This is a genomic window from Bordetella genomosp. 13 (assembly GCF_007679965.1).
Classification (GTDB): domain Bacteria; phylum Pseudomonadota; class Gammaproteobacteria; order Burkholderiales; family Burkholderiaceae_B; genus Bordetella.
The window spans coordinates 378,488-400,982 of sequence record NZ_VEHL01000001.1 but is presented as its reverse complement, the minus strand read 5'-3'; the positions used below and the strand labels follow the sequence as shown (position 1 = coordinate 400,982).

Below are 22,495 nucleotides of genomic sequence, written 5' to 3'. Positions count from 1 at the left end.
TCCACGATGACCGAATCCACTTCGCCCATCCTGCCCGCCGCCGCCGGCGGCCGCCAGGGCACCCTGCAGGCCACCGGACTGCGCAAGACCTACAACGGCCGCACCGTGGTGCAGGACGTCTCGCTGTCCGTCGCCGGCGGCGAGGTCGTGGGGCTGCTCGGCCCCAACGGCGCAGGCAAGACCACCAGCTTCTACATGATCGTCGGCCTGGTGCCGGCCGACGCCGGCCGCATCGAGATCGATGGCTCGCCCATCACCGCCATGCCGATCCACAAGCGGGCGCGCATGGGCCTGTCGTACCTGCCCCAGGACGCCTCGGTGTTCCGCCGCCTGTCGGTCGAGCAGAACATCCGCGCCGTGCTCGAACTGCAGGTCGACGCGCAAGGCAAGACGCTGTCGGCGGCCAAGATCAAGGAAGAGCTCGAAGCCCTGCTGGACGAACTGCAGATCGGCCACATCCGCGGCAACGCGGCCATCTCGCTGTCCGGCGGCGAACGCCGCCGCGTCGAGATCGCGCGGGCACTGGCCACGCGGCCGCGCTTCATCCTGCTGGACGAACCCTTCGCCGGCGTGGACCCCATTGCCGTGATCGAGATCCAGCGCATCGTGCGCTTCCTGAAGGGCCGCGGCATCGGCGTGCTGATCACCGACCACAACGTTCGCGAAACGCTGGGCATCTGCGACCGCGCGTACATCATCAGCGAAGGCAAGGTGCTCACCGACGGCCATCCCGACGAGATCGTCGGCGACCCGGCCGTGCGCCGCGTCTATCTCGGCGAGCACTTCCGGATGTAACGTCTACGGAGGCGATTTTCCCTCGCCTGCCACCCCCGGGAAATCCCTGGCATTGCCCTCGGCGCGGTCACAATTTTGGTGGTCCGCGCCGCTTGTTTTGGGCGGCAGAGTCTATACACTAGGAATTGAAGACAGTTTGATTACACATCTACAGGAGGACCTGCCTAGCGATTCACACGCGCATCCTGCGCACCTGTTTTTTTCTCTTTTTTTAGGAGAGCGGCTTATGAACCTGAGCATCAGCGGTCATCATCTCGACGTCACCCCGGCCATCCGGGAATATGTCATGAACAAATTGGCGCGAGTGCTGCGGCATTTCGATCACGTCATCGATACCCAGGTCATGCTCTCAGTGGAGCCATTGCGCCACAGAGCCGAAATCACCATGCGCTTGCGCGGCAAGGACATCCATTGTGAAGCCGTGGATGACAATCTCTACGCCGCCATCGATCTGCTGGCCGACAAGATCGACCGCCAGGTCCTCAAGTACAAGGACAAGGTGCAAAGCCACGCCACCGACTCCGTCAAGCGGCAACCTGTCGAACTGACGCAGCAGTTGTGATGCGCGTTCCGGCGTCCATACGCCGCGCCTGCTTCGCATCGGGCCGATAGCGCCCACGAACCGATGTCCCGTGTTTGTTTTCGGCCGGGACATCGGCATCAAGATCTCCCCATTTCCCCATCGTTGCATTCATGCCCGTCCGCTCTTCACAGCGCCGGCCGCATGCGGCTATGCTTGCCCATCGATCCGCCGTGCACGCGAGTGCGCCGCCGTGCCGCCAGCAGGCCGGAACGTCTCTCCCACGAGGCGCAGTCCACCCGGCGTGCGGGCCCGGCTCCGCGTTTTTTGCACTGCGACATAAAAACCTATAATGCTTCGCATGAATCATCTGTCGCGCATCCTATCCGCCGGCAATGTCGTGCTCGACATGCAGGCCACCAGCAAGAAGCGGGCATTCGAGCAGGCCGGCCTGCTGTTCGAAAACCATCATGGCCTGGCACGCTCCGTTGTGTTCGACAGCCTGTTCGCCCGCGAGCGCCTGGGCTCCACCGCGCTGGGCCAGGGCGTTGCCGTGCCGCATGGCCGCGTCAAGGGCCTGGAACAGGCCCAGGCCGCGTTCCTGCGCCTGGCGCAGCCCATTCCGTTCGACGCGCCCGACGGCCAGCCGGTGTCGATGCTGCTGTGCCTGCTGGTTCCCGAGACCGCCACGCAGCAGCACCTGGACATCCTGGCCGAGCTGGCCCAACTGATGTCCAACAAGCCGCTGCGCGACGCGCTGGCCACCGAGACCGACCCGGCCATCGTGCATCGCATGCTCACCACCGGACAACTCTGACACCGCCATGCTTACCGTCCAGGAACTGGTCGACGACAACGCCGACACGATCCCGTTCCACTGGATCGCCGGCCAGACGGCCGCCGATCGGGCCATTCCCGACGACGGCATGGCCGCCGCCGACCTCGTCGGCCACCTGAACCTGATCCACCCCTCGCGGGTACAGGTGTTCGGCCAGGAAGAGCTTGCGTACTACACGCGCTTCGACCTGCGCCGCCGCATGCACCACATGGATGAACTGCTGATCGGCGGCGTGCCGGCGATCCTGCTGGCCGACGGCCTGACGCCGCCGCAAGACCTCGTCGACCAATGCGAGCAGCACCAGGTGCCGCTGCTGTCCACGCCCGTCGCCGCGGCGCAGCTGATCGACCTGCTGCGCATCTACCTGGGCAAGAAGCTGGCGCCCACCACCACGGTGCATGGCGTGTTCATGGACGTGCTGGGCCTGGGCGTGCTGATCACCGGCGAATCGGGCCTGGGCAAGAGCGAGCTGGCGCTGGAGCTCATCTCCCGTGGGCACGGCCTGGTGGCCGACGACGCGGTCGAGTTCTCGCGCACCGCCCCCAACGTGATCGAAGGCCATTGCCCCCAGTTGCTGCAGAACTTGCTGGAAGTGCGCGGCCTGGGCTTGCTGGACATCCGGACCATCTTCGGCGAGACCTCGGTGCGCCGCAAGATGCGCCTGAAGCTGATCGTGCACCTGGTGCGCGCCACCGCGCAGGACAAGTTCGAGCGCCTGCCGCTGCAGGACATCACGCAGGACATGCTGGGCCTGCCCGTGCGCAAGGTCATGCTGCAGGTGGCCGCAGGCCGCAACCTGGCCGTGCTGGTCGAGGCCGCCGTGCGCAACACCATCCTGAAGCTGCGCGGCATCGATACGCTGGGCGAGTTCATGGAACGCCAGGCCATGGCGATCCTGCAGAACAGCAAATGACCGGGCGGTTACAGGCCGTCTGATCCCGGCCGCCCGTGCCGATGCCCGCCCTCCCCGTTGACATATTCCAGCGACGACGATTCGGTAACATCCCGACACGGCCATGCGTGTCGCACCGTGGGCGCGGCCCGTGGCGGCCCGCTGCCCGGGATGCGCGCGGCTCGGCGCCTCGTCGTTGCCGTCGATATCGCCCCAGCGCGGGGGCAAAGCGCGGATATGGGGCTTTTTTCACCGACACCGCCACAAACCATGCCACAATCACAGCCATGTTGAGCGTCGTCCTAATCACCGGCATCTCAGGTTCCGGCAAATCCGTCGCGCTGCGCATGCTGGAAGACACCGGCTATACGTGCATCGACAACCTGCCGGTGCGGTTCCTCAGCGAGTTCATCACCACCGCCAGCACCGACGAGAGCACCCAGCGCGTGGCCATCGCCATCGACGTGCGCTCCCCCGGCGAACTGGCCGAACTGCCCGATGCCATCAACGCCTTGCGCGCGCTGGGCACCAGCCTGCGGGTGGTGTTCCTGGACGCGGATACCAGCACGCTGGTGCAGCGGTATTCCGAATCGCGCCGCCGCCATCCCCTGACCGACCGCGCCGCGCGCCTGGGCCGCAATCCCTCGCTGCAGGGCTGCATCGATCTCGAACGCGACATGCTGGCGCCGCTGCGTGAACAGGCCCACGTCATCGACACCTCCGCGCTGACGCCCGGCCAGTTGCGCGCCTGGATGCGCGACCTGATCCAGGCCGATCGCGCCCCGCTGGTGCTGACCTTCGAATCCTTCGCCTACAAGCGCGGCGTGCCCAACAGCGCCGACCTGCTGTTCGACGTGCGCTGCCTGCCCAACCCGTACTACGACAGCACGCTGCGGCCGCTGACGGGCCGGGACGAGCCCGTGGCCACCTGGCTGGGCGGCTTCGACGTGGTCGGCCGCATGATCGACGACATCGCCGCGTTCATCCGGCGCTGGCTGCCCGAATACACCAAGGACACCCGCAACTACCTGACCGTTGCGGTGGGCTGCACCGGCGGTCAGCACCGTTCGGTCTACGTGGTCGAGCAGCTGGCCCGCATCTTCTCCGACCACAAGCCGCTGCTGGTGCGCCACCGCACCCAATTGCCGGACGACTGATCCATCGACACATGATCCTGCCCCGTTCCTACGCGCTGCTGGCAACCCTGCTGCTTGCCCTCTTCATGGCGGGATGCTCCTCCACCAGCGAACGGCGCGGCGCCAGCACCTCCGGCGGCGGCGGGTACTACAAGGATGACGGCCCGGGCAGCAATCCGCCGCCCAACCTCGACGCCATCCCCGATGCCGTGCCGCGCATCGAACCGCTGGCCAGCGGCGCGAACCGGCCCTATGTGGTGTTCGGCAAGCGCTACGTGCCCGACCTGGACGACGACGTGCACCGCCAGGAAGGCGTGGCCTCGTGGTATGGCCGCAAGTTCCATGGCAACTCGACCTCCAACGGCGAGACCTACGACATGTATGCCATGACGGCCGCGCATCCCACGCTGCCCATTCCCAGCTATGCGCGCGTCACCAGCAAGGTCAACGGCCGCACCGTCATCGTGCGCGTGAACGATCGCGGGCCTTTCCACAGCGACCGCATCATGGACCTGTCGTACGTGGCGGCCTGGAAGCTCGGCCTGATCGCTCCGGGCAGCGGGCAGGTCACGGTCGAGCGCATCCTGCCCGACGAGATCAATTCGATGATCGCCCGCAACGGCGCAGGCGGCGCGGGCAACGAACCGATCGCCACGCCCATCGCCGATGCCGGCGGGGCGCAGGCCTCGGTGCTGCCGGTGGTGGCGACACTGCCGGCGACCACGCCGGCTCGGCCCGCGAGCGCGGCGCCTGGCGTCTCCACGGGGGCCGTCTCCATGGCTGCCACCCCGGCCGTGTCCGCCACGGCGGGCGGGTTTTATCTGCAGTTGGGCGCGTTCGGCCAGCAGGCCAACGCGCAGGCGCTGGCCAACCGGATCAACACGCAGCTCGAGGCGGGCACCCCGCCCGCCGTCATCACGCAAACCAACAACCTGTATCGCGTGAAGATCGGCCCCTACGCCAATCGCGACGCCGCGCTGGGCGCGGTGCAGCAGGTGTCGGCACGCACGGGTATCCTGCCCACGCTGGCCGCGCAGTAGACTCTGCCGGACCGCCCCCCAGGACCCTCCGCGTTTTTGCGCAGGCCATATCGAGCGGCGCCGATCGGTCGACGTCGCCCCGCCCGTCGGGCAAGCCGACCCCGGACAGCCTCGCGGCCCGTGGCCTCACCAGGGCAATTCGGCCTGCGCGTTCGACGTGCGGCGGGTGCGGGCGTCGGGCCCGACGTAACGGTGCCCTTCGTGGGCCAGCAGTTCGCGCTTGCGCGCCAGACCGCTGCTGAAGCCGGTCAACGACGTGTCGTGGCCGATCACGCGATGGCAGGGGATGAAGATCACCAACGGATTGCGGCCCACCGCGCCGCCCATGGGACGCACCGCCTTGGGCCGGCCGACGCGGCGCGCCAGGTCGCCGTAGCTGACCAGTTCGCCGAAGTCCAGATCGGCCAGGGCGCGCCACACCTGGCGTTGAAACTCCGTGCCTATCGGCCGCATGGCCACGTCGAAGCGTTGCCGCTGGCCGGCAAACCATTGGGCCAGCTCCTGCTCGGCCTGGCGCAGCACCGGCGTGGATTCGTGGCGCCAGTGCGCGGGCGCCACCTCGCTCTGGTCGGCCAGGAAGTTGGCCTCGCACAGCGCATCGTCCTGGCAGACCAGGCGCAGCGAGCCCAGCGGCGTGTCGATGTCCTGGTAGCAATAGTCGCCATGCACATCGTCGGTGGCCTGTCGAAGGGTCATGGACGCACCTCCAAGCGGCGTGCTGCGTTGTCTCATGCCTGCTGCTCCTTGCGTGACAGTGCGCGGTTGTACAGCCTGTCGCGCGGCTGGCCGGTGACGCGGGCGGCCACGCGCGCGGCATCGCGCACCGACAGCGTCTCCAGCAATGCGTCCAGCAGCGTGTCGGTCTGCGGGTCCATCTCGGCGAGCGCCTCGTCCTGGGCAGCGGGCGCCGCGGCCTCGTGGACGATCAGCACGAATTCGCCCTGGCCGCGGTGCGGATCGGCGGCCAGCCAGTCGGCGGCCTCGCCCAGCGGCACGGTGGCGATCTCCTCGAAGCGCTTGGTCAGCTCGCGCGCCACGGTCAGGCGCCGCGCCGGACCGCAGACTTCCAGCAGGTCGGCCAGCGTGGCGGCCAGGCGGTGGGGCGACTCGAACATCAGCACGGGCGCGGGCAGCGCGCACCAGTTGCGCAGCCAGCGCTGGCGCGCCGTGGCCTTGGGCGGCGCGAAGCCGGCGAAGGCGTAGGCGGGATTCTCGTCGGAGGTGGCGCCACTGCCCATCAATGCGGTGATGACGGCGCTGGGGCCCGGGATGGGCACCACGGCATGGCCTGCCTCGCGCGCGGCGCGCACCACGCGCGCGCCGGGATCGCTGACGGCAGGCGCGCCCGCGTCGGATACCAGCGCCACGCGCTGGCCCTGGGCCAGGCGCTCGCAGATGGCCTGCGCGGCGGCAGCCTCGTTGTGGCGGTGCGCCGCCATCAATGGCGTGGAAATGCCCCAGGCATCCAGCAGGGTGCGGCTGGCGCGGGTGTCTTCGGCCGCGATCACGTCGGCGCGCGCCAATGCCTGCCAGGCGCGCAGGCCCAGGTCGCCCAGGTTGCCGATGGGCGTGGCCACCACGTACAGCGTGGCCTCGGGCCAATGCTGGGCGGCAACGCGCTCGGCCACCCGGCGCCAGGCATCGCCCGCCACGGGTGAGACATCTTCATTCATCGCAAAGCTTCGCGGCAGTCAGAAGTGTGCCAGTGTAGCCCCTTGCACCGGCCCGCCTCCCGCCGATGCGCCGTTTCCCCTGCATGCACCTGGACATGGCCGACGACCCGACGACCCTCGCCTTCGATCCCACCGCGCTGGCATGCGCCCTGGCCGCCGCCCGGCGCGGCAAGCGGCGCCGCAGGCCGCGGGCCGCGCGCGGGCCGGAGGCTACGCGGGCCGATGCCGCGGACCCGCCACGCCTGTCGCCCACGCAACGGCGCGGACTGGCCTTCGAGGACGACGCGCTGGCGCTGCTGGCCGGGCAGGGCCTGCAGCCGCTGGCGCGCAACCTGCGGGTCTCGGCGGGCGAAATCGACCTGGCGCTGCGCGACGGCGACACGCTGGTGCTGGTCGAGGTGCGCGCCCGCGGCGGCGGCCGCTATGGCGGCGCGGCGGCCAGCATCGACCACGCCAAGCAGCGCCGCCTGGCGCGCGCCGCCGCCCTGCTGCTGCCCCGCCTGGCGCAACGCCACTGGCACGGCCGCATCCCGCCCGTGCGTTTCGACGTCGTGCTGTTCGAGGGCGACGAACGGCCGCGGTGGCTGCGCGCCGCGTTCAGCGTCGAGGACGGGATGGTGAGATAATGCGCGCCATGGATATGACCTCCCGGATGACGTCGCATTTCCGCGACGCGATCGGCCTGTTCGAACAAAGCATGCACGCCCTGGCAGAGCCCCTGGCCGCCGGCGTCGACCTCATGTTCTCGGCCCTGGCCAACAATGGCCGGATTCTCGCCTGCGGCAACGGCGGCTCGGCCGCCGACGCGCAGCATTTCATCGCCGAACTGGTCGGCCGCTTCGAGCGCGAACGCCTGCCCCTGGCCGGCATCACGCTCAGCGCCGACACCTCGATCCTCACCGCCGTGGGCAACGACTACGGCTTCGACGAAGTGTTCGAACGCCAGGTCAGCGCACTGGGCCAGGCCGGCGACATCCTGGTGGCCCTGTCCACCAGCGGCAATTCGCCCAACGTGGTGCGCGCCATCGAGGCCGCGCGCGATCGCGAGATGCACGTCATCGCCCTCACGGGCAAGGGCGGCGGCGTGATCGGGGAACTGATGACGCCGCAGGACGTCCATCTCTGTGTGCCGCATGACCGTACCATGCGCATCCAGGAAGTCCACGGCCTGCTGCTGCACGCGCTGTGCGACGGCATCGATGCCCTCTTGCTTGGAGACACCGAATAATGATGAACGTCCCAGCCCCCTCCCGCGCACCCCTGCTGGCTGCCCTGCTGGCCTGCGCCGTGGCCCTGCCGGGCTGCGTGCCCCTGATCGTCGGCGGCGCCGCCGCCACCACCGCCGTGGTCGCCACCGACCGGCGCACCTCGGGCATCCAGCTCGAAGACCAGAACATCGCCTTCAAGGCGCAAAGCCAGATTTCGCAGAAGCTGGGCGACGCGGCGCGCATCAATGCCACCTCGTACGAAGGCCGCGTCCTGCTGACCGGCGACGTGCCGTCCGACGCCGCCAAGGCCGAGGCCACCTCCATCGCGCAGCGCGTCGAGCATGCCAAGACCGTGTACAACCAGCTGACCGTGGGCCCCGCCGCCTCGTTCGGCACGCGCAGCAACGATTCCTGGCTGAGCTCCAAGGTGCACGCCGCGCTGCTGAACGCGCGCTACGTGCCGGCCAGCGCCATCACCGTCACCACCGACCGCGGCGTGGTCTACCTGATGGGCAAGGTCACCAAGATCGAGGGCGACTATGCCGCGTCCACCGTCTCCGGCGTGGGTGGCGTGGCCAAGGTGGTCAAGCTGTTCGACATCATCAGCCGCGACGAGGCCGTGCGCCTGTCCGGCGGCGCCAAGGACCAGGTCGAGCCGAACAAGTCCGGTTCCGCCGAACCCGCGGCGCCCCAGGCGCCCATCGAAGACAGCGGCGCGTCAGCCACGAGCGTCGATACTGGCGGCTCCATGCAAACCATGCCCATCAAATGAAAAAGCTCATTCTCGCCCTGGCCGTGGTCGTGGCCGCCGGCATCGGCGGCTGGTTCGTCATGCGGCCCGCCCCCACCGCGCCCGACGTCACGTTCAGCATGATCGATGGCAAGCAGGTCAGCATGCAGGACCTGCGCGGCAAGGTCGTGCTGGTCAAGTTCTGGGCCACCAGCTGCGTCACCTGCGTCAAGCAGATGCCGGAAACCATCAAGGCCTACAACGAGTACGCTCCCAAGGGCTACGAGGCCGTTGCGGTGGCCATGTCGTACGATCCGGCCAATTACGTGCTGAACTTCACCGAAAGCCGCAAGCTGCCCTTCCCCGTGGCGCTGGACGCCAAGGGCGACGTGGCGAAGGCCTTCGGCGACGTGCGCCTCACCCCCACCGCCTTCCTGATCGACAAGCAAGGCCGCATCATCAAGCGCTACCTGGGCGAGTACGACGTGGCGGAATTCCACGCCACGGTCGAAAAGGCACTGGCGGCAGGCTGATCCCGGCATCGCCTTTTAGCCGGAATGCAAAAGGACCCCGCTGGGGTCCTTTTTGTTTTTGCGCCCGAGCCGCGCATCGACCCGCCAGGCGCCTGGCGGCAAGCGTGCCGGGCCCGGCATTCCGCAAGCCGGGGCGGGAACCCCGACCTTGCCGGCCGAGGTCGCTCCTGCCGGGGTTGCCCGCCGAATCAGAACGCAGGAACGACGGCGCCCTTGTACTTCTCGACGATGAACTTCTTGACGGCCTCGGAATGCAGCGCCTGCACCAGCTTCTTCACGGCCGGCGCGTCCTTGTTGTCCTCTCGCGTGACCAGGATGTTGGCGTAGGGCGAGTCCGAGCCCTCGATGAACAGCGCGTCGCGCGTGGGCACCAGGCCGGCTTCCAGCGCGTAATTGGTGTTGATCAGCGCCAGGTCCACGTCGCCCAGGGCGCGCGGCAGGATGGCGGCCTCGAGCTCGCGGAACTTCAGCTTGCGCGGGTTCTCGGCGATGTCCAGCGGGGTGGCCGTGATGCTGGAGGCGTCCTTCAGCTTGAGCAGGCCCTGCTTCTGCAGCAGCAGCAGCGCGCGGCCGCTGTTGGACGGGTCGTTGGGAATGGCCACCGTGGCGCCTTCCTTCAGCTCGGAAATCGCCTTGATGCGCTTGGAATATGCGCCGAAAGGCTCGACGTGCACCAGGGCCACCGGCACCAGCTTGGCGCCGCGGTCCTTGTTGAACGTATCGAGGTAGGGCTTGTGCTGGAAGAAATTGGCGTCCAGTTCCTTGTCGGCCAGCTGCAGGTTGGGTTGCACGTAGTCGCTGAACACCTTGATGTCCAGGTTGACGCCTTCCTTGGCCAGCACCGGCTTGACCACTTCGAGGATCTCGGCATGGGGCACCTGGGTGGCGCCCACGACCAGCTTCTGGGCCGAGGCCGTGGCGGCAGCGCCGAAGGCCAGGCCAACGGACGACGCGAGCGCCAGGGCGCGCAGGAAATTGAAACGCATGATGGGTAGCCTCTCTCGTTATGGGTATGAACGAAATGTGACGCGCGCCGGTCGGAAGCGGAGGATGTCCGCCACAGGCGCGCAGGGTTGCCAAATTTACCGGAACCGCGGCCGATTGTCGGGCATAACGACATGGATTTGCGGCATAAGCCCTTCGGCAAGTCTACAATCTGCCTTATGCTTGTACCCATGCCCACCCGCACGGGGCAGGCATTTTTTCCATCTTTCACTCTCTTCCGTACTACGTGCCATGACCGACACCCCCGACCCTGCCGCTGCTTCGTCACCTGCCCTCAAGGCTGCCGTGCTCTCCGAGGCATTGCCCTACATTCGACGATTCCACGGCAAGACCATCGTGGTGAAGTACGGCGGCAACGCCATGACCGAGGAGCGCCTGCAGCGCAGCTTCGCCCACGACGTGGTGCTGTTGAAGCTGGTCGGCCTGAACCCCGTGGTGGTCCACGGAGGCGGCCCGCAGATCGACGACGCGCTGCGCCGCATCGGCAAGCAGGGCACGTTCGTGCAGGGCATGCGCGTGACCGACGCCGAGACCATGGAAGTGGTCGAGTGGGTGCTGGGCGGCCAGGTCCAGCAGGACATCGTCATGATGATCAACGAAGTCGGCGGCAAGGCCGTGGGCCTCACCGGCAAGGACGGCGGCCTGATCCAGGCGCACAAAAAGCTGATGGCCAACAAGGAGAATCCCGCCGAGCCCATCGACATCGGCTTCGTGGGCGACATCGCCCGCGTCGAACCGGCGGTGGTGAAGGCCCTGCAGGACGACCAGTTCATCCCGGTCATCTCGCCCATCGGCTACGGCGAGGACGGCACCGCCTACAACATCAATGCCGACGTGGTCGCCGGCAAGATGGCCGAGGTGCTGGGCGCCGAAAAGCTGCTGATGATGACCAACACCCCGGGCGTGCTGGACAAGAGCGGCAACCTGCTGCGCAAGCTGTCGGCCCAGACCATCGATGAGCTGTTCGCCGATGGCACTATTTCGGGCGGCATGCTGCCCAAGATCTCGTCGTCGCTGGACGCCGCCAAGAACGGCGTGAATGCCGTGCACATCGTGGACGGCCGCGTCCCCCACTGCCTGCTGCTCGAGATCCTGACCGACCAGGGCGTCGGCACCATGATCAGCGCGCATTGATGCATGCTCACAGGCATTTGCTGCGGCCCGCGGCGCGCCAGCGCCGCAGCCGCCGCCTGGCCACGGGCGTGCCGCAGCGCCTGTGGCTGTTCGACCTGGACAACACGCTGCACGACACCTCGCACGCGATTTTCCCGCGCATCGACAAGGGCATGACCAGCGCGGTGTCCGAGGCGCTGGGCGTGGACATCGACGCGGCCAACCTGTTGCGCCAGAAATACTGGAAGCGCTACGGCGCCACCGTCATCGGCCTGGTCCGCCACCACGGCGTCGATGCCAACCAGTTCCTGCTGCGCAGCCATGACTTCGACGTCGAGCCGCTGATCCGCGCCGAGCGCGGGCTGGCGCAGCGTTTGCGCAGCCTGCCCGGCCGCAAGGTGCTGCTGACCAATGCCCCGTTCCACTACGCCAGGGCGGTGCTGCGCCACCTGGGCATCCTGCAGCAGTTCGACAGCCTGTGGGCCATCGAACACATGCGCCTGCACGGCGAATTCCGGCCCAAGCCGTCGGTCGCCCTGATGCGCTACGTGCTGGCGCGCGAGGGCGTGCCCGCGTCGCGCGCCGTGCTGGTCGAGGACACCCTGGCCAACCTGCGCGGCGCCCGGCAGGCGGGGGTGCGCACGGTGCACGTCTACCACCCGGGCACGCCGTTTGCGAAGGCAGCCCGTAGTCGTCCAAGTTATGTCGACTTACGAGTAAACTCGATTCGCGACCTGCTGCTACGCCGCCGTCCCCTGCGCGGTTGAGCGCGTGGCCGGCTTTCCATCCACCGCCCGACTATTACAGGCCCTGCCCATGGCCACCAAACCCGGCGAAAGAAAGCATCAGATCCTGCAAGCGCTGGCCGAGATGCTCGAACAGCCGCATGCGGCCCGCATCACCACGGCTGCCCTGGCGGCCCGGCTGCAGGTGTCCGAGGCCGCGCTGTACCGCCATTTCGCCAGCAAGGCCCAGATGTTCGAGGGCCTGATCGAGTTCATCGAGACCAGCATCTTCACGTTGGTCAACCAGATCGGCGCCACCGAGCCCGACGGCCTCTCCCAGGCCCGCAAGACCGTCGGCATGCTGCTGTCCTTCGCCGAACGCAACCGCGGCATGACGCGCGTGCTGACCGGCGACGCCCTGGTCACCGAGGACAACCGGCTGCAGGAACGCATCAACCACATCAACGACCGCATCGAGGCCACGCTGAAGCAGTGCCTGCGCACCGCGGTGAGCGAGGCCGCGCTGCCCGCCGATGCCAACGTCGCGGCCCATGCCAGCCTGCTGACGCATTTCGTGATGGGGCGCTGGCTGCGCTACGCGCAAAGCGGATGGCGGGTCGCGCCCACCGCCCACCTGGACGAGCAACTGCGCATCGTGCTGGGACAGGCCTGATGCCGGGCGCCGCCCGGCGCCTTCCATGCAGGCTCGGCTCCGGGCCTACCACATGCCCAGCATCTTCCACCACAGCACGCCCAGCACGGCGTATATCGCCAGCTCGACCACGCACATCACGAATCCCACGCGCCACCACGTGCCCAGCGTGACGTAGCCGCTGCCGAAGATGATCGGCGAGGTTCCCGTGGCGTAGTGCGTAAGCGTCATCATGATGGTGGAGCCCGCCGCCATCATCAGCAGGAACGGCGCCAGGTAGTCCGGCGGAACCAGCGCCGCGCCCACGGTCAGGAAGGCCAGCATCATGGCGCTGATGTGCGCGGTGGTGCTGGCGAAGAAGTAGTGCGAGAACACGAACAGCAGCACCAACAGCGCGGCGGCCATTTCCCAGCCCAGGCCGGCCGACACGATGCCGTTCTTCAGCAGTGCCGAAAACCAGGCGATGACGCCGGTCTTGTTCAGCTGCTCCGCCATCATGACCAGCGCGCCGAACCAGATCAGCGTGTCCCAGGCACTCTTCTCCGACAGCACGTCGTCCCAGGCTATCGTGCCGGTGATGATCAGGATGAACAGGCCGACGAACGCGACCACGGTGGGGTCCAGCGTGAACGCCGGTCCGAAGACCATGGCCGGCAGATTGGCCCACAGCACCAGCAGGACGCCAAAGGTGCCGATCATGACGCGCTCGCCGCCGGACAGCGGGCCCATGCGCCGCAGTTCGGTGCGGGCGTACTCCACGGCATGCGGGGTGGCCTTGACCTCGGGCGGCGCCAGCACCGACAGCAGCAGCGGCATCAGCAGCAGGCAGGCCAGGCCGGGCAGCAGCATGCACAGCGCCCAGGTCGTCCAGGACAGGTGCAGGCTCTGGTTCGTCACCCGTGCCACATAATCGACCACCAGGGGGTTGGGCGCCGTGGCGGTGACGAACATGCCCGAGGTGATCGTGTTGGCATGCATGTTCACCAGCGACAGGTAGGTGCCCATCCTGCGCTCGGTGCCCTTGGCGGGATCGGAATCGAACGCGCCGGCGATCGATTTCATGATGGGGTGGACGATGCCGCCGCCGCGCGCGGTGTTGCTGGGCGTGAAGGGCGCCAGCACCAGTTCGCAGACCGCCAGCCCATAGCCGATGCCGACCGTCCGGCGTCCCAGGCGGGAGATGAACAACAGGCCGATGCGCTGGCCCAGGCCGGTCTTCTTCAGGCCGCGCGACACCAGGATGGCCACCACGATCAGCCAGATCAACGGATTGGCCAGGCTGGACAGCGCATCCGCGATGGCTCCCTTGGACGAGGTGGACGTCACCTGGCTCAGCGCCACGATGGTCATGGCCATCATGGCCATGACACCGATGGGCATCACCTTCAGGATGATTGCCAGGATCGTCGTCAGGAAGATGGCCAGCAGCGCCCAGGCCTTGGGCGCGAGCCCTTCCGGTACGGGCAGCAGCAGCATGGCGACCAGGAATGCCGTCGTGACGGCCGCGGGCGCCAGACGAAACGGCACGTTTTCCTGGAAATAGGCGAGCATGGCTTTCAGCCGATCAGGCATGACGGATTTCCTTGCGTGGACGTGGGCCGGGTACCCTATGGTACGCAGGCGCCGCGCCCCTCGCATTGATCCTGATCAAACCCGGCCGGGCCAGGCCGGCCCGGGGATCCCTATTTCTTCACCGGCCGATGATGCCGGCTGACGCTCATCATGATCCCGCAGGCGATGCCCATGGTCAGCAGCGCGGTGCCGCCGTAGCTCATGAAGGGCAAGGGCACGCCCACCACGGGCAGGATGCCCGTGACCATGCCGATGTTCACGAACACGTACATGAACATCATCATCGTCAGCGCGCCCGCCAGCAGGCGGCCGAACTGGGTGCTGCCGTTCTGCGCGATGGCCAGGCCTCGCGCGATCAGCAGGGCGTAGAGCACCAGCAGCGCCACCCCGCCATACATGCCGAATTCCTCGGCGTACACCGCGAACACGAAGTCGGTGGTGCGTTCGGGGATGAAGTCCAGGTGGGTCTGCGTACCCTGCATGTAGCCCTTGCCGTACAGGCCGCCCGAGCCCACCGCGATCATCGACTGGATCGTGTGGAAGCCCTTGCCCAGCGGGTCGGAACTGGGATTGAGCAGCGTGCAGACGCGGTGCTTCTGGTAGTCGTGCAGCACCACCCAATCGACCTCGGGCGTGCACAGGTGTTCTTCGTTGTAGACCAGCGTGCCCAGGCCGACGACCCCGGCCAGCACCACCGGGATCAGCAGCTTGAACGACAGGCCGGCGAAGTAGATGACGAAGAAGCCGGCGCCGAACACCAGCAGCGCCGTGCCCAGGTCGGGCTGCAGCACGATCAGTCCGAACGGCGCCGCCAGCATGGCCGCCGCCACGATGAAGTCGATGACGCGCACCGCCCCCTCGTGGCGCTGGAAATACCAGGCCAGCATCATCGGCACGGCGATCTTCATCATCTCGGACGGCTGGATGCGCGTCACGCCCAGGTTCAGCCAGCGCGTGGCGCCCTTGCTGGTCTCGCCGAAGAACTCCACGCCCAGCAGCAGCACCACGCCGACGATGTAGAACGGCAGCGCCAGCTTCATCAGCAGGTTGGGAGGCACCAGCGCCACGATCCACATGGCGATGAAGGCCGCCAGGAAATTGCGCGACTGGTCGGCGAAGCGCCAGTCGGTGCTGCCCACGGCCGAATGCATGACCGTCAGGCCCAGGCCCGCGAACAGCAGCAGGATCAGCAGCAACGGCCAGTCGAACGCCATGAACACGCGCAGCAACAGCAGGCCCAGGCGCTTCATTCGGAGGCTCCGGATCGTGCGGCCGCGGCCACGTTGGAAGCATTGGGCCGTGCAGGCAAGGCAGCCTCGGGGGACGATGATGCGGGTCTGGGCGGCTGCGGGCCGGGCGTGACGGGCATGCGGGGCCTGGCAGGCTTGGGCGCGGCGGCCTGGCGGCCGGGCCGCAGGGCATCGACGTCGCTGAACACCTGGGACGACACCTCGCCCGGCTCGGGGGACGCCTCGGCCGCCGCGGCGGCGCCGGGCTTGGCCTGCGCGCCGTCGGCCCCGCCGGCCCCTTCTGCGCTGCGCGCCGGCTGGCGGCCTTTCTCGAGGAGCCAGTAGTCGAACACCTTGCGCGCCACGGGCGCGGCCACGCTGGCGCCCCAGCCCGCGTTCTCGACGATCAGGGCCACCGCGATGCGCGGGTGGTCGACCGGGGCGAACCCCATGAACAGCGCATGATCGCGCAGGCGTTCGGACACCTCGGAGGCGCGATAGTGCGAGCCGCGCAGGCTGAACACCTGCGCCGTGCCCGTCTTGCCGGCCGACTGGTACTGCGCGTTGGCGAAGGCGCGCCGCGCCGTGCCCGCCTTGACCACGTCGGCCATGGCGGACTTGATGATGTCGACGTTCTGCTGTTTCAGGGGAATCTGGTAGTCGGGCGCCGACTTGGTCTTCTCGGCCGCGCCCGTGCGAGGATCGCGCACGGCATGCACCAGGTGCGGCTTGCGGTACAGGCCGCTGTTGGCCAGCGTGGACGTGCCCTGCGCCAGCTGCAGCAGCGTGAACGAGTTGTAGCCCTGCCCCACCGCCACGGAGATGGTCTCGCCGGCGTACCAGCGCTGCCGCTCGCGGTCCTTGTACGCCTTGCGCTTCCACTCGGTGGAGGGCAAGACGCCCGCCTTCTCGCCGTCCAGGTCGATGCCGGTGATCTGGCCGAAGCCGAACTGCTTGGTGAAATCGTGCAGCGGATTGACGCCGATCTCGGGCCCCAGCGAATAGAAATAGGTGTCGGACGACACCACGATGGCCTTGTGCATGTCCGTCATGCCATAGGCCGCGCCCCCGGCGTTGCGGAACCGCTGTCCGCCGAATTCGTAATAGCCCGGATCGGGGATGCGCTCGGTGGCGCTGCGCTTGCCCAGTTCCAGCGCCGCCAGGCCGACGAAGGGCTTGTACGTGGAACCGATGGGATAGGTGCCGTACAGCGGCCGATTGATCAGCGGATGGTCGGGCGATTCGTTCAGCAGCTTCCAGTTCTCGACGTCGATGCCGTCGATGAACAGATTGGGGTCGAACGAGGGCTGCGACACGAAGGCCAGCACTTCGCCGGTATCGGGATCGATGGCCACCAGGGCGCCGCGGCGGCCTTCGAAGGCCTCTTCGGCCACGCGCTGCAGGCCCATGTCGATGGACAGCATGATGTCGGAGCCCGGCACCGGATCGGTGCGGCGCAGCGTGCGCACCGGGCGCCCGCCCGCGGTGACTTCCACCTCTTCCACCCCGGTGCGCCCGTGCAGCGCGGTTTCCCAGGACTTCTCGATGCCCTTCTTGCCGATGACGTCGGTACCGCGGTAGTTGCCGGTTTCGCCGGTCTTGTCCAACTCGTCGAGGTCGTTCTCGGAGATGCGGCCGATGTAGCCCACCACGTGCCCCGCGGCGGCGCCCTGGGGGTACTCCCGGACCCAGCGCGCGCGCAGCTCGACCCCGGGGAACTCGAACGCGTGCGCGGCGAACCAGGCCGCCTCGGTGTCGTTCAGGTTGTTGCGCAGCGTCAGCGTGGCGTAGCGGCCGGATTCGCCGACCAGGCGGCGGAACTTGCGCTGGTCGTTGGGGCTGAGATAGACCACCTGCGACAGGCGCTCGAACAGGTCGGTCAGGTCGCCGGCGCGGGCGGGCACGACGTCCAGCGTATAGGTGCGGTAATTGCGGGCCAGGATCTCGCCGTTGCGGTCGAGGATCTCGCCGCGGCGCGGCGGGATGGGCACCACCGCGATGCGGTTGCGGTCGGCGCGCTGGGACAGGCCTTCGTAGCGGTCGACCTGCAGATACCAGAAGCGCCCGATCAAGACGCCGAAGCACAGCAACGCCGCCGCCGCGCCTACCCAGGCGCGCAGCCGGAAGCGCTGCTTCTGCTGCTGACCGGTCTTCTTGAATTCGAACATCGCGCCTGCCGCCTACCCGGCGGAAGATTCCACATCGTCGAGGCGGCGCTGCGGCAACAGCAGCACCCATCCCACCATGGGCCAGATGGCCGCCGTGAGCAACGCGCCCAGGGCCCAGTCCCAGCCGGGCCAGCGGCCCGCCAGCCAGGCCAGCACGATCTGCGTGGCGAACTGGGACAGCACGAACACGGGCAGCATGTGCATCGCCTGGCTCCAGAGCTCGAAGCGCTGCAGGCGGCGATACAGCGCCACCGATCCGTATGCCACCAAAGTATAGGACAGGGCATGGCCGCCCAGCAGGCCGGCGTCGTGCACGTCGAGCAGCAAGCCGAAGACGAAGGCGGTGACCAGGCCCACGCGGCGCGGCTCGTGCGCGCACCAGAAGGCGATGACCAGCGCCAGGATGTCGGGCGCGGCCGTCCATTGGCGCCAGGGCAGCAGCGACACCAGCCAGACCAGCAGCAGCGTGCCCCAGACGAACGCGCCGTGCGCCGGATGCGACAGGCGCTCGGGATGCACGTTGCTGGGGGTTCCCAGGCGGCGCGCGGGCTGCGGGTTACTGCGGGCCATCGCCGTCTGCCTCCTGCTGGTTGGATTGGGCTTGCGCCACGTCGGCCTGTAGGACCAGGAAATGCCGGTAGCGTTCGGGATGCGCCAGCGGTTCCGCCAATGCGCGCGCGAAGCCCGAGGAGGTATCGCGCTGCACCGCGGTGACCCGCCCCACCGGCAGCCCGGCCGGGAACAGCCCGCCCACGCCGCTGGTGACCATGGTGTCGCCCTCGCGGATGTCGGCGTTGGCGGCCAGGTAGCGCACCTCGATCGTGCCCGGCGTGTTGGCGCCGAAGGCGATCAGGCGCAGGCCATTGCGCAATACCTGCACGGGAATGGACACGCGCTCGTCGGTGACCAGGGCGGCCTCGGCCGTCATGGGCGTGGTGCGCACGATCTGGCCCACCACCCCGCCTTCGTCGATGACGGGCATGCCCGCGGCCAGGCCGGCCCGGCTGCCTTTGTTGAACACCAGCCGCTGCTGGAAGGCATCGGGCGGCTCGTACAGGACCTCGACCACCACCGCCGGCTGCGGGGCGGCGTCGGTCACGCCCAGCAGGCGGCGCAGCTGCGAGTTCTCGGCGGCCAGCTGCGCGGCATGCGAGCTCACCTGCGCCAGCTCGATGCGCTGGCGCTGCAGGGCTTCGTTCTCGGTACGGATCAGGTTGGCGGCGTTGACCCATTCATCGACCTGGCTGACCAGGTCGCGCGGCGCCATGACGGCGCGCTGGAACGGATACAGGCCGATGGCGACCACGCTGCGCACCGGTTCCAGCACGCGCAGGCGCGAATCGACGATCAGCAGCGCCAACGCCAATATCACCAGCACGGCCAGGCGAACCTCGGCCGGCGGGCCGCGCCGGAACAGCGGGGGGGTGGTCCCTTGTCGTTGCATGGATTCAGCCCGGGCCGTCGCGCCCGCAGCCGCCACGCCCGCCAGCGCGGGCGAGCCGCGCGCCGGCCGGCGGAACAGACTCAGTCGTTGATGAAGATGGCGCCCAGTTTTTCAAGGTGTTCCAGCGCCTCGCCGCAGCCACGGACCACGCAGGTGAGCGGATCGTCGGCCACCACGACCGGCAGGCCGGTCTCTTCCTGCAGCAGGCGGTCGAGGTCGCGCAGCAGCGCGCCGCCGCCGGTCAGGGCGATGCCCTTGTCGGTGATGTCGGCGCCGAGCTCGGGCGGGGTCTGTTCCAGCGCGATCTTGACGGCCGACACGATCTGGTTCAGCGGGTCGGTCAGCGATTCGAGGATCTCGTTGGACGAGACCGTGAAGCTGCGCGGCACGCCTTCGGCCAGGTTGCGGCCCTTGACCTCGATCTCGCGGACTTCGGAACCGGGGAACGCGGAGCCGATTTCCTTCTTGATGAGTTCGGCGGTGGGCTCGCCGATCAGCATGCCGTAGTTGCGGCGGATGTAGTTGACGATGGCCTCGTCGAACTTGTCGCCGCCCACGCGCACCGAACCCTTGTAGACCATGCCGCCCAGCGAGATGACCGCAACCTCGGTCGTGCCGCCGCCGATGTCCACCACCATCGAGCCGCTAGCGTCGGAAACCGCCAGGCCGGCGCCGATGGCCGCGGCCATCGGCTCTTCGATGAGGTACACGTGCGAGGCGCCCGCGCCCAGCGCGGATTCGCGGATGGCGCGGCGCTCGACCTGCGTGGAGCCGCACGGCACGCACACGATGATGCGCGGGCTGGGCGCCAGCATGTTGCGCGGATGGACCATCCGGATGAACTGCTTGAGCATCTGCTCGGTCACGGTGAAGTCGGCGATGACGCCGTCCTTCATCGGCCGGATGGCTTCGATGTTGCCTGGCACCCGGCCGAGCATCTGCTTGGCCTCCCTGCCGACGGCCTGGATGATCTTCTTTCCGTTGGGGCCGCCCTCGTGGCGGATGGCGACGACGGACGGTTCGTCCAGAACGATGCCCTTGCCACGGACGTAGATCAGCGTGTTGGCGGTACCGAGGTCGATCGCCATGTCGCTGGAGAAATAACTGCGGAGGAATCCGAACATAGAGCTCAGCGAGATTCAGAAATTAGGGTCATGTCGCGTGCTCAGGCTTCGCGTGTGGCTGCGCGCCCGGCCCGGTCGCCGTGATTGCCGGACGTACAATGACCTCGGCGATTAAACCGTGAATCATAACTTATAATTTCGCCGGAAATAGCGTCAAAATGCGGGCTATTCAAGCTTTGTAACGGGTCAGGCCTGTACATACTGATGGCCGCCCGGCGCCCTCGCCCGCCCTCATTCTCCCCCCATCGCGCCCCATGGATCTCAACGAACAAGACGTGGCCCGCATCGCCCGGCTGGCCCGAATCGAACTGACCGACGCGCAGCGCGGCCGCGCGCGGCAGGAACTCAACGGCATCCTGCACCTGATCGAGCGCCTGCAGTCGGTCGATACGCAAGGGGTCGAGCCCCTGGCCCACCCGTTGTCCGCCCACGAAGACGTGGTGCTGCGCCTGCGCGACGACGTCGCCACGGAACCCTCGTCCGAAGCGCGTCGCGACGAACTGCTGGCCAACGCGCCCGACGCGCAGGCCGGCCTGTTCCTGGTTCCCAAGGTCATCGAGTAAGCCATGTCGACTTCCGCTATGCATAACGAATTCGGCGGCATCGCCGGCCTGCGCGACGCGCTGGCCCAGCGCCGCGTCAGCGCGGTCGAGCTGGCCGGCAGCGCGCTGGCCGCGGCCGACGCCGCCAGCGGCCTGAACGCCTTCCTGCACATCGATCCCGACCTCACGCTGGCCGAGGCCGCCGCGGCCGACGCCGCGCTGGCGTCGGGCAACGCCGGGCCGCTGGCCGGCATCCCCATCGCCCATAAGGACGTGTTCGTCACGCGCGGCTGGCGCACCACCGCCGCCAGCAAGATGCTGGCCGACTACGTCAGCCCCTTCGACGCCACCGTCGTGCAGCGCCTGGCCCAGGCCGGCGCGGTCTCGCTGGGCAAGCTGAACTGCGACGAATTCGCCATGGGCTCGGGCAACGAGAACTCGGCCTTCGGCGCCGCGCGCAATCCCTGGGACACCAACGCCGTGCCCGGCGGCTCGTCGGGCGGCTCGGCCGTGGCCGTGGCCGCGCGCCTGGTGGCCGCAGCCACCGGCACCGACACCGGCGGCTCGGTGCGCCAGCCCGCCGCGCTGTGCGGCGTCAGCGGCATCAAGCCCACCTACGGCACCGTGTCGCGCTTCGGCATGGTGGCCTTCGGCTCCAGCCTCGACCAGGCCGGCCCGCTGGCGCAATCCAGCCGCGACCTGCTCGAACTGCTCGACGTCATGGGCGGCTTCGACCCCATGGACGCCACCAGCGTCGAAACCTGCAACGGCGTGGCCAACCAGCCGGGCCGCGTGCGCGCCGCGTTCGACGCCGCGCAGCAAGGCTACGACGCCGCCGGCAGCCAGCCCCTGAAGGGCCTGCGCATCGGCGTGCCGCAGGAGTTCTTCGGCGCCGGCCTGACGCCCGACGTGGCCGCCGCCATCGAAACAGCGCTCGTGCAGTTCGAATCGCTGGGCGCGCAGCGCGTGTCCATCTCGCTTCCGCGCACCGAACTGTCCATCCCGGCGTACTACGTCATCGCGCCGGCCGAGGCCTCCAGCAACCTGTCGCGCTACGACGGCGTGCGCTACGGCCATCGCGCCGCGCAATACAACGACCTGGCAGAGATGATCAGCCGCTCGCGCGCCGAAGGATTCGGCGACGAGGTCAAGCGCCGCATCCTCATCGGCGCCTACGTGCTGTCGCACGGCTACTACGACGCCTACTACCTGCAGGCGCAGCGCCTGCGCCGCATGATCGCGCAGGACTTCCAGCGCGCCTTCGCGGACCACTGCGACGTCATCATGGGGCCGGTCACGCCCTCGGTGGCCAAGAACATCGGCGACAACCGCGATGATCCCACCGCCGACTGGCTGGCCGACGTCTACACGCTGGGCGTCAGCCTGGCCGGCCTGCCGGCAATGTCCGTGCCGTGCGGCTTCGGCGCGGGCAAACGCCCCGTCGGCCTGCAGATCGTCGGCAACTATTTCGACGAGGGCCGGCTGCTGGCAGTGGCCGACCGCTATCAACAAGTCACCGATTGGCATCACCAATCGCCCTTGCAGGACGCCTAAAG

Annotated in this window: 24 protein-coding genes; 15 read left to right on the top strand and 9 right to left on the bottom strand. The window is 68.2% G+C overall.

Going from position 1 to position 22,495, the window contains the following annotated elements:
* Nucleotides 1–6: 6 nt before the first annotated feature.
* The 6 genes from lptB (at nucleotide 7) to FS845_RS01870 (ending at nucleotide 5,221) form a co-directional block, all read left to right on the top strand.
* On the top strand, nucleotides 7–795 hold the full coding sequence (lptB, locus tag FS845_RS01895) for an LPS export ABC transporter ATP-binding protein (protein WP_144630394.1): 789 nt from the start codon (nucleotides 7–9) through the stop codon (nucleotides 793–795).
* A 226-nt stretch (nucleotides 796–1,021) separates the two neighbouring features.
* Complete coding sequence (hpf, locus tag FS845_RS01890) at nucleotides 1,022–1,357, top strand: ribosome hibernation-promoting factor, HPF/YfiA family (RefSeq protein ID WP_144630391.1); 336 nt, start codon at nucleotides 1,022–1,024, stop codon at nucleotides 1,355–1,357.
* 319 nt (nucleotides 1,358–1,676) lie between these two features.
* Nucleotides 1,677–2,132 (top strand): PTS sugar transporter subunit IIA, encoded by a 456-nt coding sequence (locus FS845_RS01885; RefSeq protein WP_186332123.1) that lies wholly within the window; start codon nucleotides 1,677–1,679, stop codon nucleotides 2,130–2,132.
* 7 nt (nucleotides 2,133–2,139) lie between these two features.
* Nucleotides 2,140–3,066, top strand: a complete 927-nt coding sequence (gene hprK / locus FS845_RS01880; RefSeq protein WP_144630387.1) for an HPr(Ser) kinase/phosphatase — start codon at nucleotides 2,140–2,142, stop codon at nucleotides 3,064–3,066.
* A 266-nt stretch (nucleotides 3,067–3,332) separates the two neighbouring features.
* A complete protein-coding gene (gene rapZ / locus FS845_RS01875) occupies nucleotides 3,333–4,202 on the top strand; it encodes an RNase adapter RapZ (protein WP_144630385.1) in 870 nt (289 codons plus the stop codon).
* A gap of 11 nt (nucleotides 4,203–4,213) precedes the next feature.
* On the top strand, nucleotides 4,214–5,221 hold the full coding sequence (locus FS845_RS01870; RefSeq protein WP_144630383.1) for a septal ring lytic transglycosylase RlpA family protein: 1,008 nt from the start codon (nucleotides 4,214–4,216) through the stop codon (nucleotides 5,219–5,221).
* 126 nt (nucleotides 5,222–5,347) lie between these two features.
* On the opposite strand, the gene FS845_RS01865 is transcribed toward FS845_RS01870, so the two are convergent.
* Nucleotides 5,348–5,917: a methylated-DNA--[protein]-cysteine S-methyltransferase gene (locus FS845_RS01865; protein ID WP_144630381.1), complete on the bottom strand. Its 570-nt coding sequence runs from the start codon at nucleotides 5,915–5,917 to the stop codon at nucleotides 5,348–5,350.
* A 32-nt stretch (nucleotides 5,918–5,949) separates the two neighbouring features.
* Nucleotides 5,950–6,894: a 16S rRNA (cytidine(1402)-2'-O)-methyltransferase gene (gene rsmI, locus FS845_RS01860; RefSeq protein ID WP_144630379.1), complete on the bottom strand. Its 945-nt coding sequence runs from the start codon at nucleotides 6,892–6,894 to the stop codon at nucleotides 5,950–5,952.
* Nucleotides 6,895–6,989: 95 nt separating this feature from the next.
* Here rsmI and FS845_RS01855 point away from each other — a divergent pair, with 95 nt between their 5' ends.
* Genes FS845_RS01855 through FS845_RS01840 form a run of 4 tightly spaced genes read left to right on the top strand, consistent with a single transcriptional unit; the run spans nucleotide 6,990 to nucleotide 9,365 of the window.
* Nucleotides 6,990–7,520, top strand: a complete 531-nt coding sequence (locus tag FS845_RS01855) for a YraN family protein (RefSeq protein ID WP_144631196.1) — start codon at nucleotides 6,990–6,992, stop codon at nucleotides 7,518–7,520.
* A gap of 8 nt (nucleotides 7,521–7,528) precedes the next feature.
* Nucleotides 7,529–8,122 (top strand): phosphoheptose isomerase, encoded by a 594-nt coding sequence (locus FS845_RS01850; protein WP_186332122.1) that lies wholly within the window; start codon nucleotides 7,529–7,531, stop codon nucleotides 8,120–8,122.
* Entirely contained in the window at nucleotides 8,122–8,874 is a 753-nt protein-coding gene (locus tag FS845_RS01845; protein WP_144630375.1) for a BON domain-containing protein, read from the top strand. Before FS845_RS01850 ends, FS845_RS01845 begins: the two co-directional genes overlap by 1 nt.
* The gene (locus FS845_RS01840) at nucleotides 8,871–9,365 is read left to right on the top strand and encodes a peroxiredoxin family protein (RefSeq protein ID WP_144630373.1); all 495 of its coding nucleotides are present in this window, start codon (nucleotides 8,871–8,873) and stop codon (nucleotides 9,363–9,365) included. Before FS845_RS01845 ends, FS845_RS01840 begins: the two co-directional genes overlap by 4 nt.
* 188 nt (nucleotides 9,366–9,553) lie before the next feature.
* Here the strand turns inward: FS845_RS01840 and FS845_RS01835 are convergent, their stop codons facing one another.
* Nucleotides 9,554–10,351, bottom strand: coding sequence for a MetQ/NlpA family ABC transporter substrate-binding protein (locus FS845_RS01835; RefSeq protein WP_144630371.1), 798 nt, complete (start codon nucleotides 10,349–10,351; stop codon nucleotides 9,554–9,556).
* 250 nt (nucleotides 10,352–10,601) lie between these two features.
* Here FS845_RS01835 and argB point away from each other — a divergent pair, with 250 nt between their 5' ends.
* The 3 genes from argB to slmA are packed head-to-tail and all read left to right on the top strand — an operon-like array spanning nucleotide 10,602 to nucleotide 12,881.
* Nucleotides 10,602–11,504 (top strand): acetylglutamate kinase, encoded by a 903-nt coding sequence (argB, locus tag FS845_RS01830; protein ID WP_144630369.1) that lies wholly within the window; start codon nucleotides 10,602–10,604, stop codon nucleotides 11,502–11,504.
* Entirely contained in the window at nucleotides 11,504–12,250 is a 747-nt protein-coding gene (locus FS845_RS01825; protein WP_144630367.1) for a pyrimidine 5'-nucleotidase, read from the top strand. Before argB ends, FS845_RS01825 begins: the two co-directional genes overlap by 1 nt.
* Before the next feature lie 49 nt (nucleotides 12,251–12,299).
* A complete protein-coding gene (gene slmA, locus FS845_RS01820; protein ID WP_144630365.1) occupies nucleotides 12,300–12,881 on the top strand; it encodes a nucleoid occlusion factor SlmA in 582 nt (193 codons plus the stop codon).
* Nucleotides 12,882–12,926: 45 nt separating this feature from the next.
* On the opposite strand, the gene FS845_RS01815 is transcribed toward slmA, so the two are convergent.
* From FS845_RS01815 to FS845_RS01790, 6 genes are all read right to left on the bottom strand, one after another.
* Entirely contained in the window at nucleotides 12,927–14,432 is a 1,506-nt protein-coding gene (locus FS845_RS01815; protein ID WP_144630363.1) for a DASS family sodium-coupled anion symporter, read from the bottom strand.
* Between the two features lie 110 nt (nucleotides 14,433–14,542).
* Entirely contained in the window at nucleotides 14,543–15,682 is a 1,140-nt protein-coding gene (gene rodA / locus FS845_RS01810; protein ID WP_144630361.1) for a rod shape-determining protein RodA, read from the bottom strand.
* On the bottom strand, nucleotides 15,679–17,829 hold the full coding sequence (gene mrdA / locus FS845_RS01805; RefSeq protein WP_144630358.1) for a penicillin-binding protein 2: 2,151 nt from the start codon (nucleotides 17,827–17,829) through the stop codon (nucleotides 15,679–15,681). Before mrdA ends, rodA begins: the two co-directional genes overlap by 4 nt.
* Nucleotides 17,830–17,841: 12 nt before the next feature.
* The gene (gene mreD / locus FS845_RS01800; RefSeq protein WP_144630356.1) at nucleotides 17,842–18,399 is read right to left on the bottom strand and encodes a rod shape-determining protein MreD; all 558 of its coding nucleotides are present in this window, start codon (nucleotides 18,397–18,399) and stop codon (nucleotides 17,842–17,844) included.
* Nucleotides 18,386–19,273, bottom strand: a complete 888-nt coding sequence (gene mreC, locus FS845_RS01795) for a rod shape-determining protein MreC (RefSeq protein ID WP_144630354.1) — start codon at nucleotides 19,271–19,273, stop codon at nucleotides 18,386–18,388. The genes mreD and mreC overlap by 14 nt, the downstream gene beginning before the upstream one ends.
* An 80-nt stretch (nucleotides 19,274–19,353) precedes the next feature.
* Nucleotides 19,354–20,397, bottom strand: a complete 1,044-nt coding sequence (locus FS845_RS01790; protein WP_066128310.1) for a rod shape-determining protein — start codon at nucleotides 20,395–20,397, stop codon at nucleotides 19,354–19,356.
* A 254-nt stretch (nucleotides 20,398–20,651) separates the two neighbouring features.
* On the opposite strand from FS845_RS01790, the gene gatC reads away from it, so the two are divergent.
* A complete protein-coding gene (gene gatC / locus FS845_RS01785) occupies nucleotides 20,652–20,960 on the top strand; it encodes an Asp-tRNA(Asn)/Glu-tRNA(Gln) amidotransferase subunit GatC (RefSeq protein ID WP_144630352.1) in 309 nt (102 codons plus the stop codon).
* Nucleotides 20,961–20,963: 3 nt separating this feature from the next.
* Entirely contained in the window at nucleotides 20,964–22,493 is a 1,530-nt protein-coding gene (gatA, locus tag FS845_RS01780; RefSeq protein ID WP_144630350.1) for an Asp-tRNA(Asn)/Glu-tRNA(Gln) amidotransferase subunit GatA, read from the top strand.
* The last annotated feature ends 2 nt before the right edge of the window (nucleotides 22,494–22,495 follow it).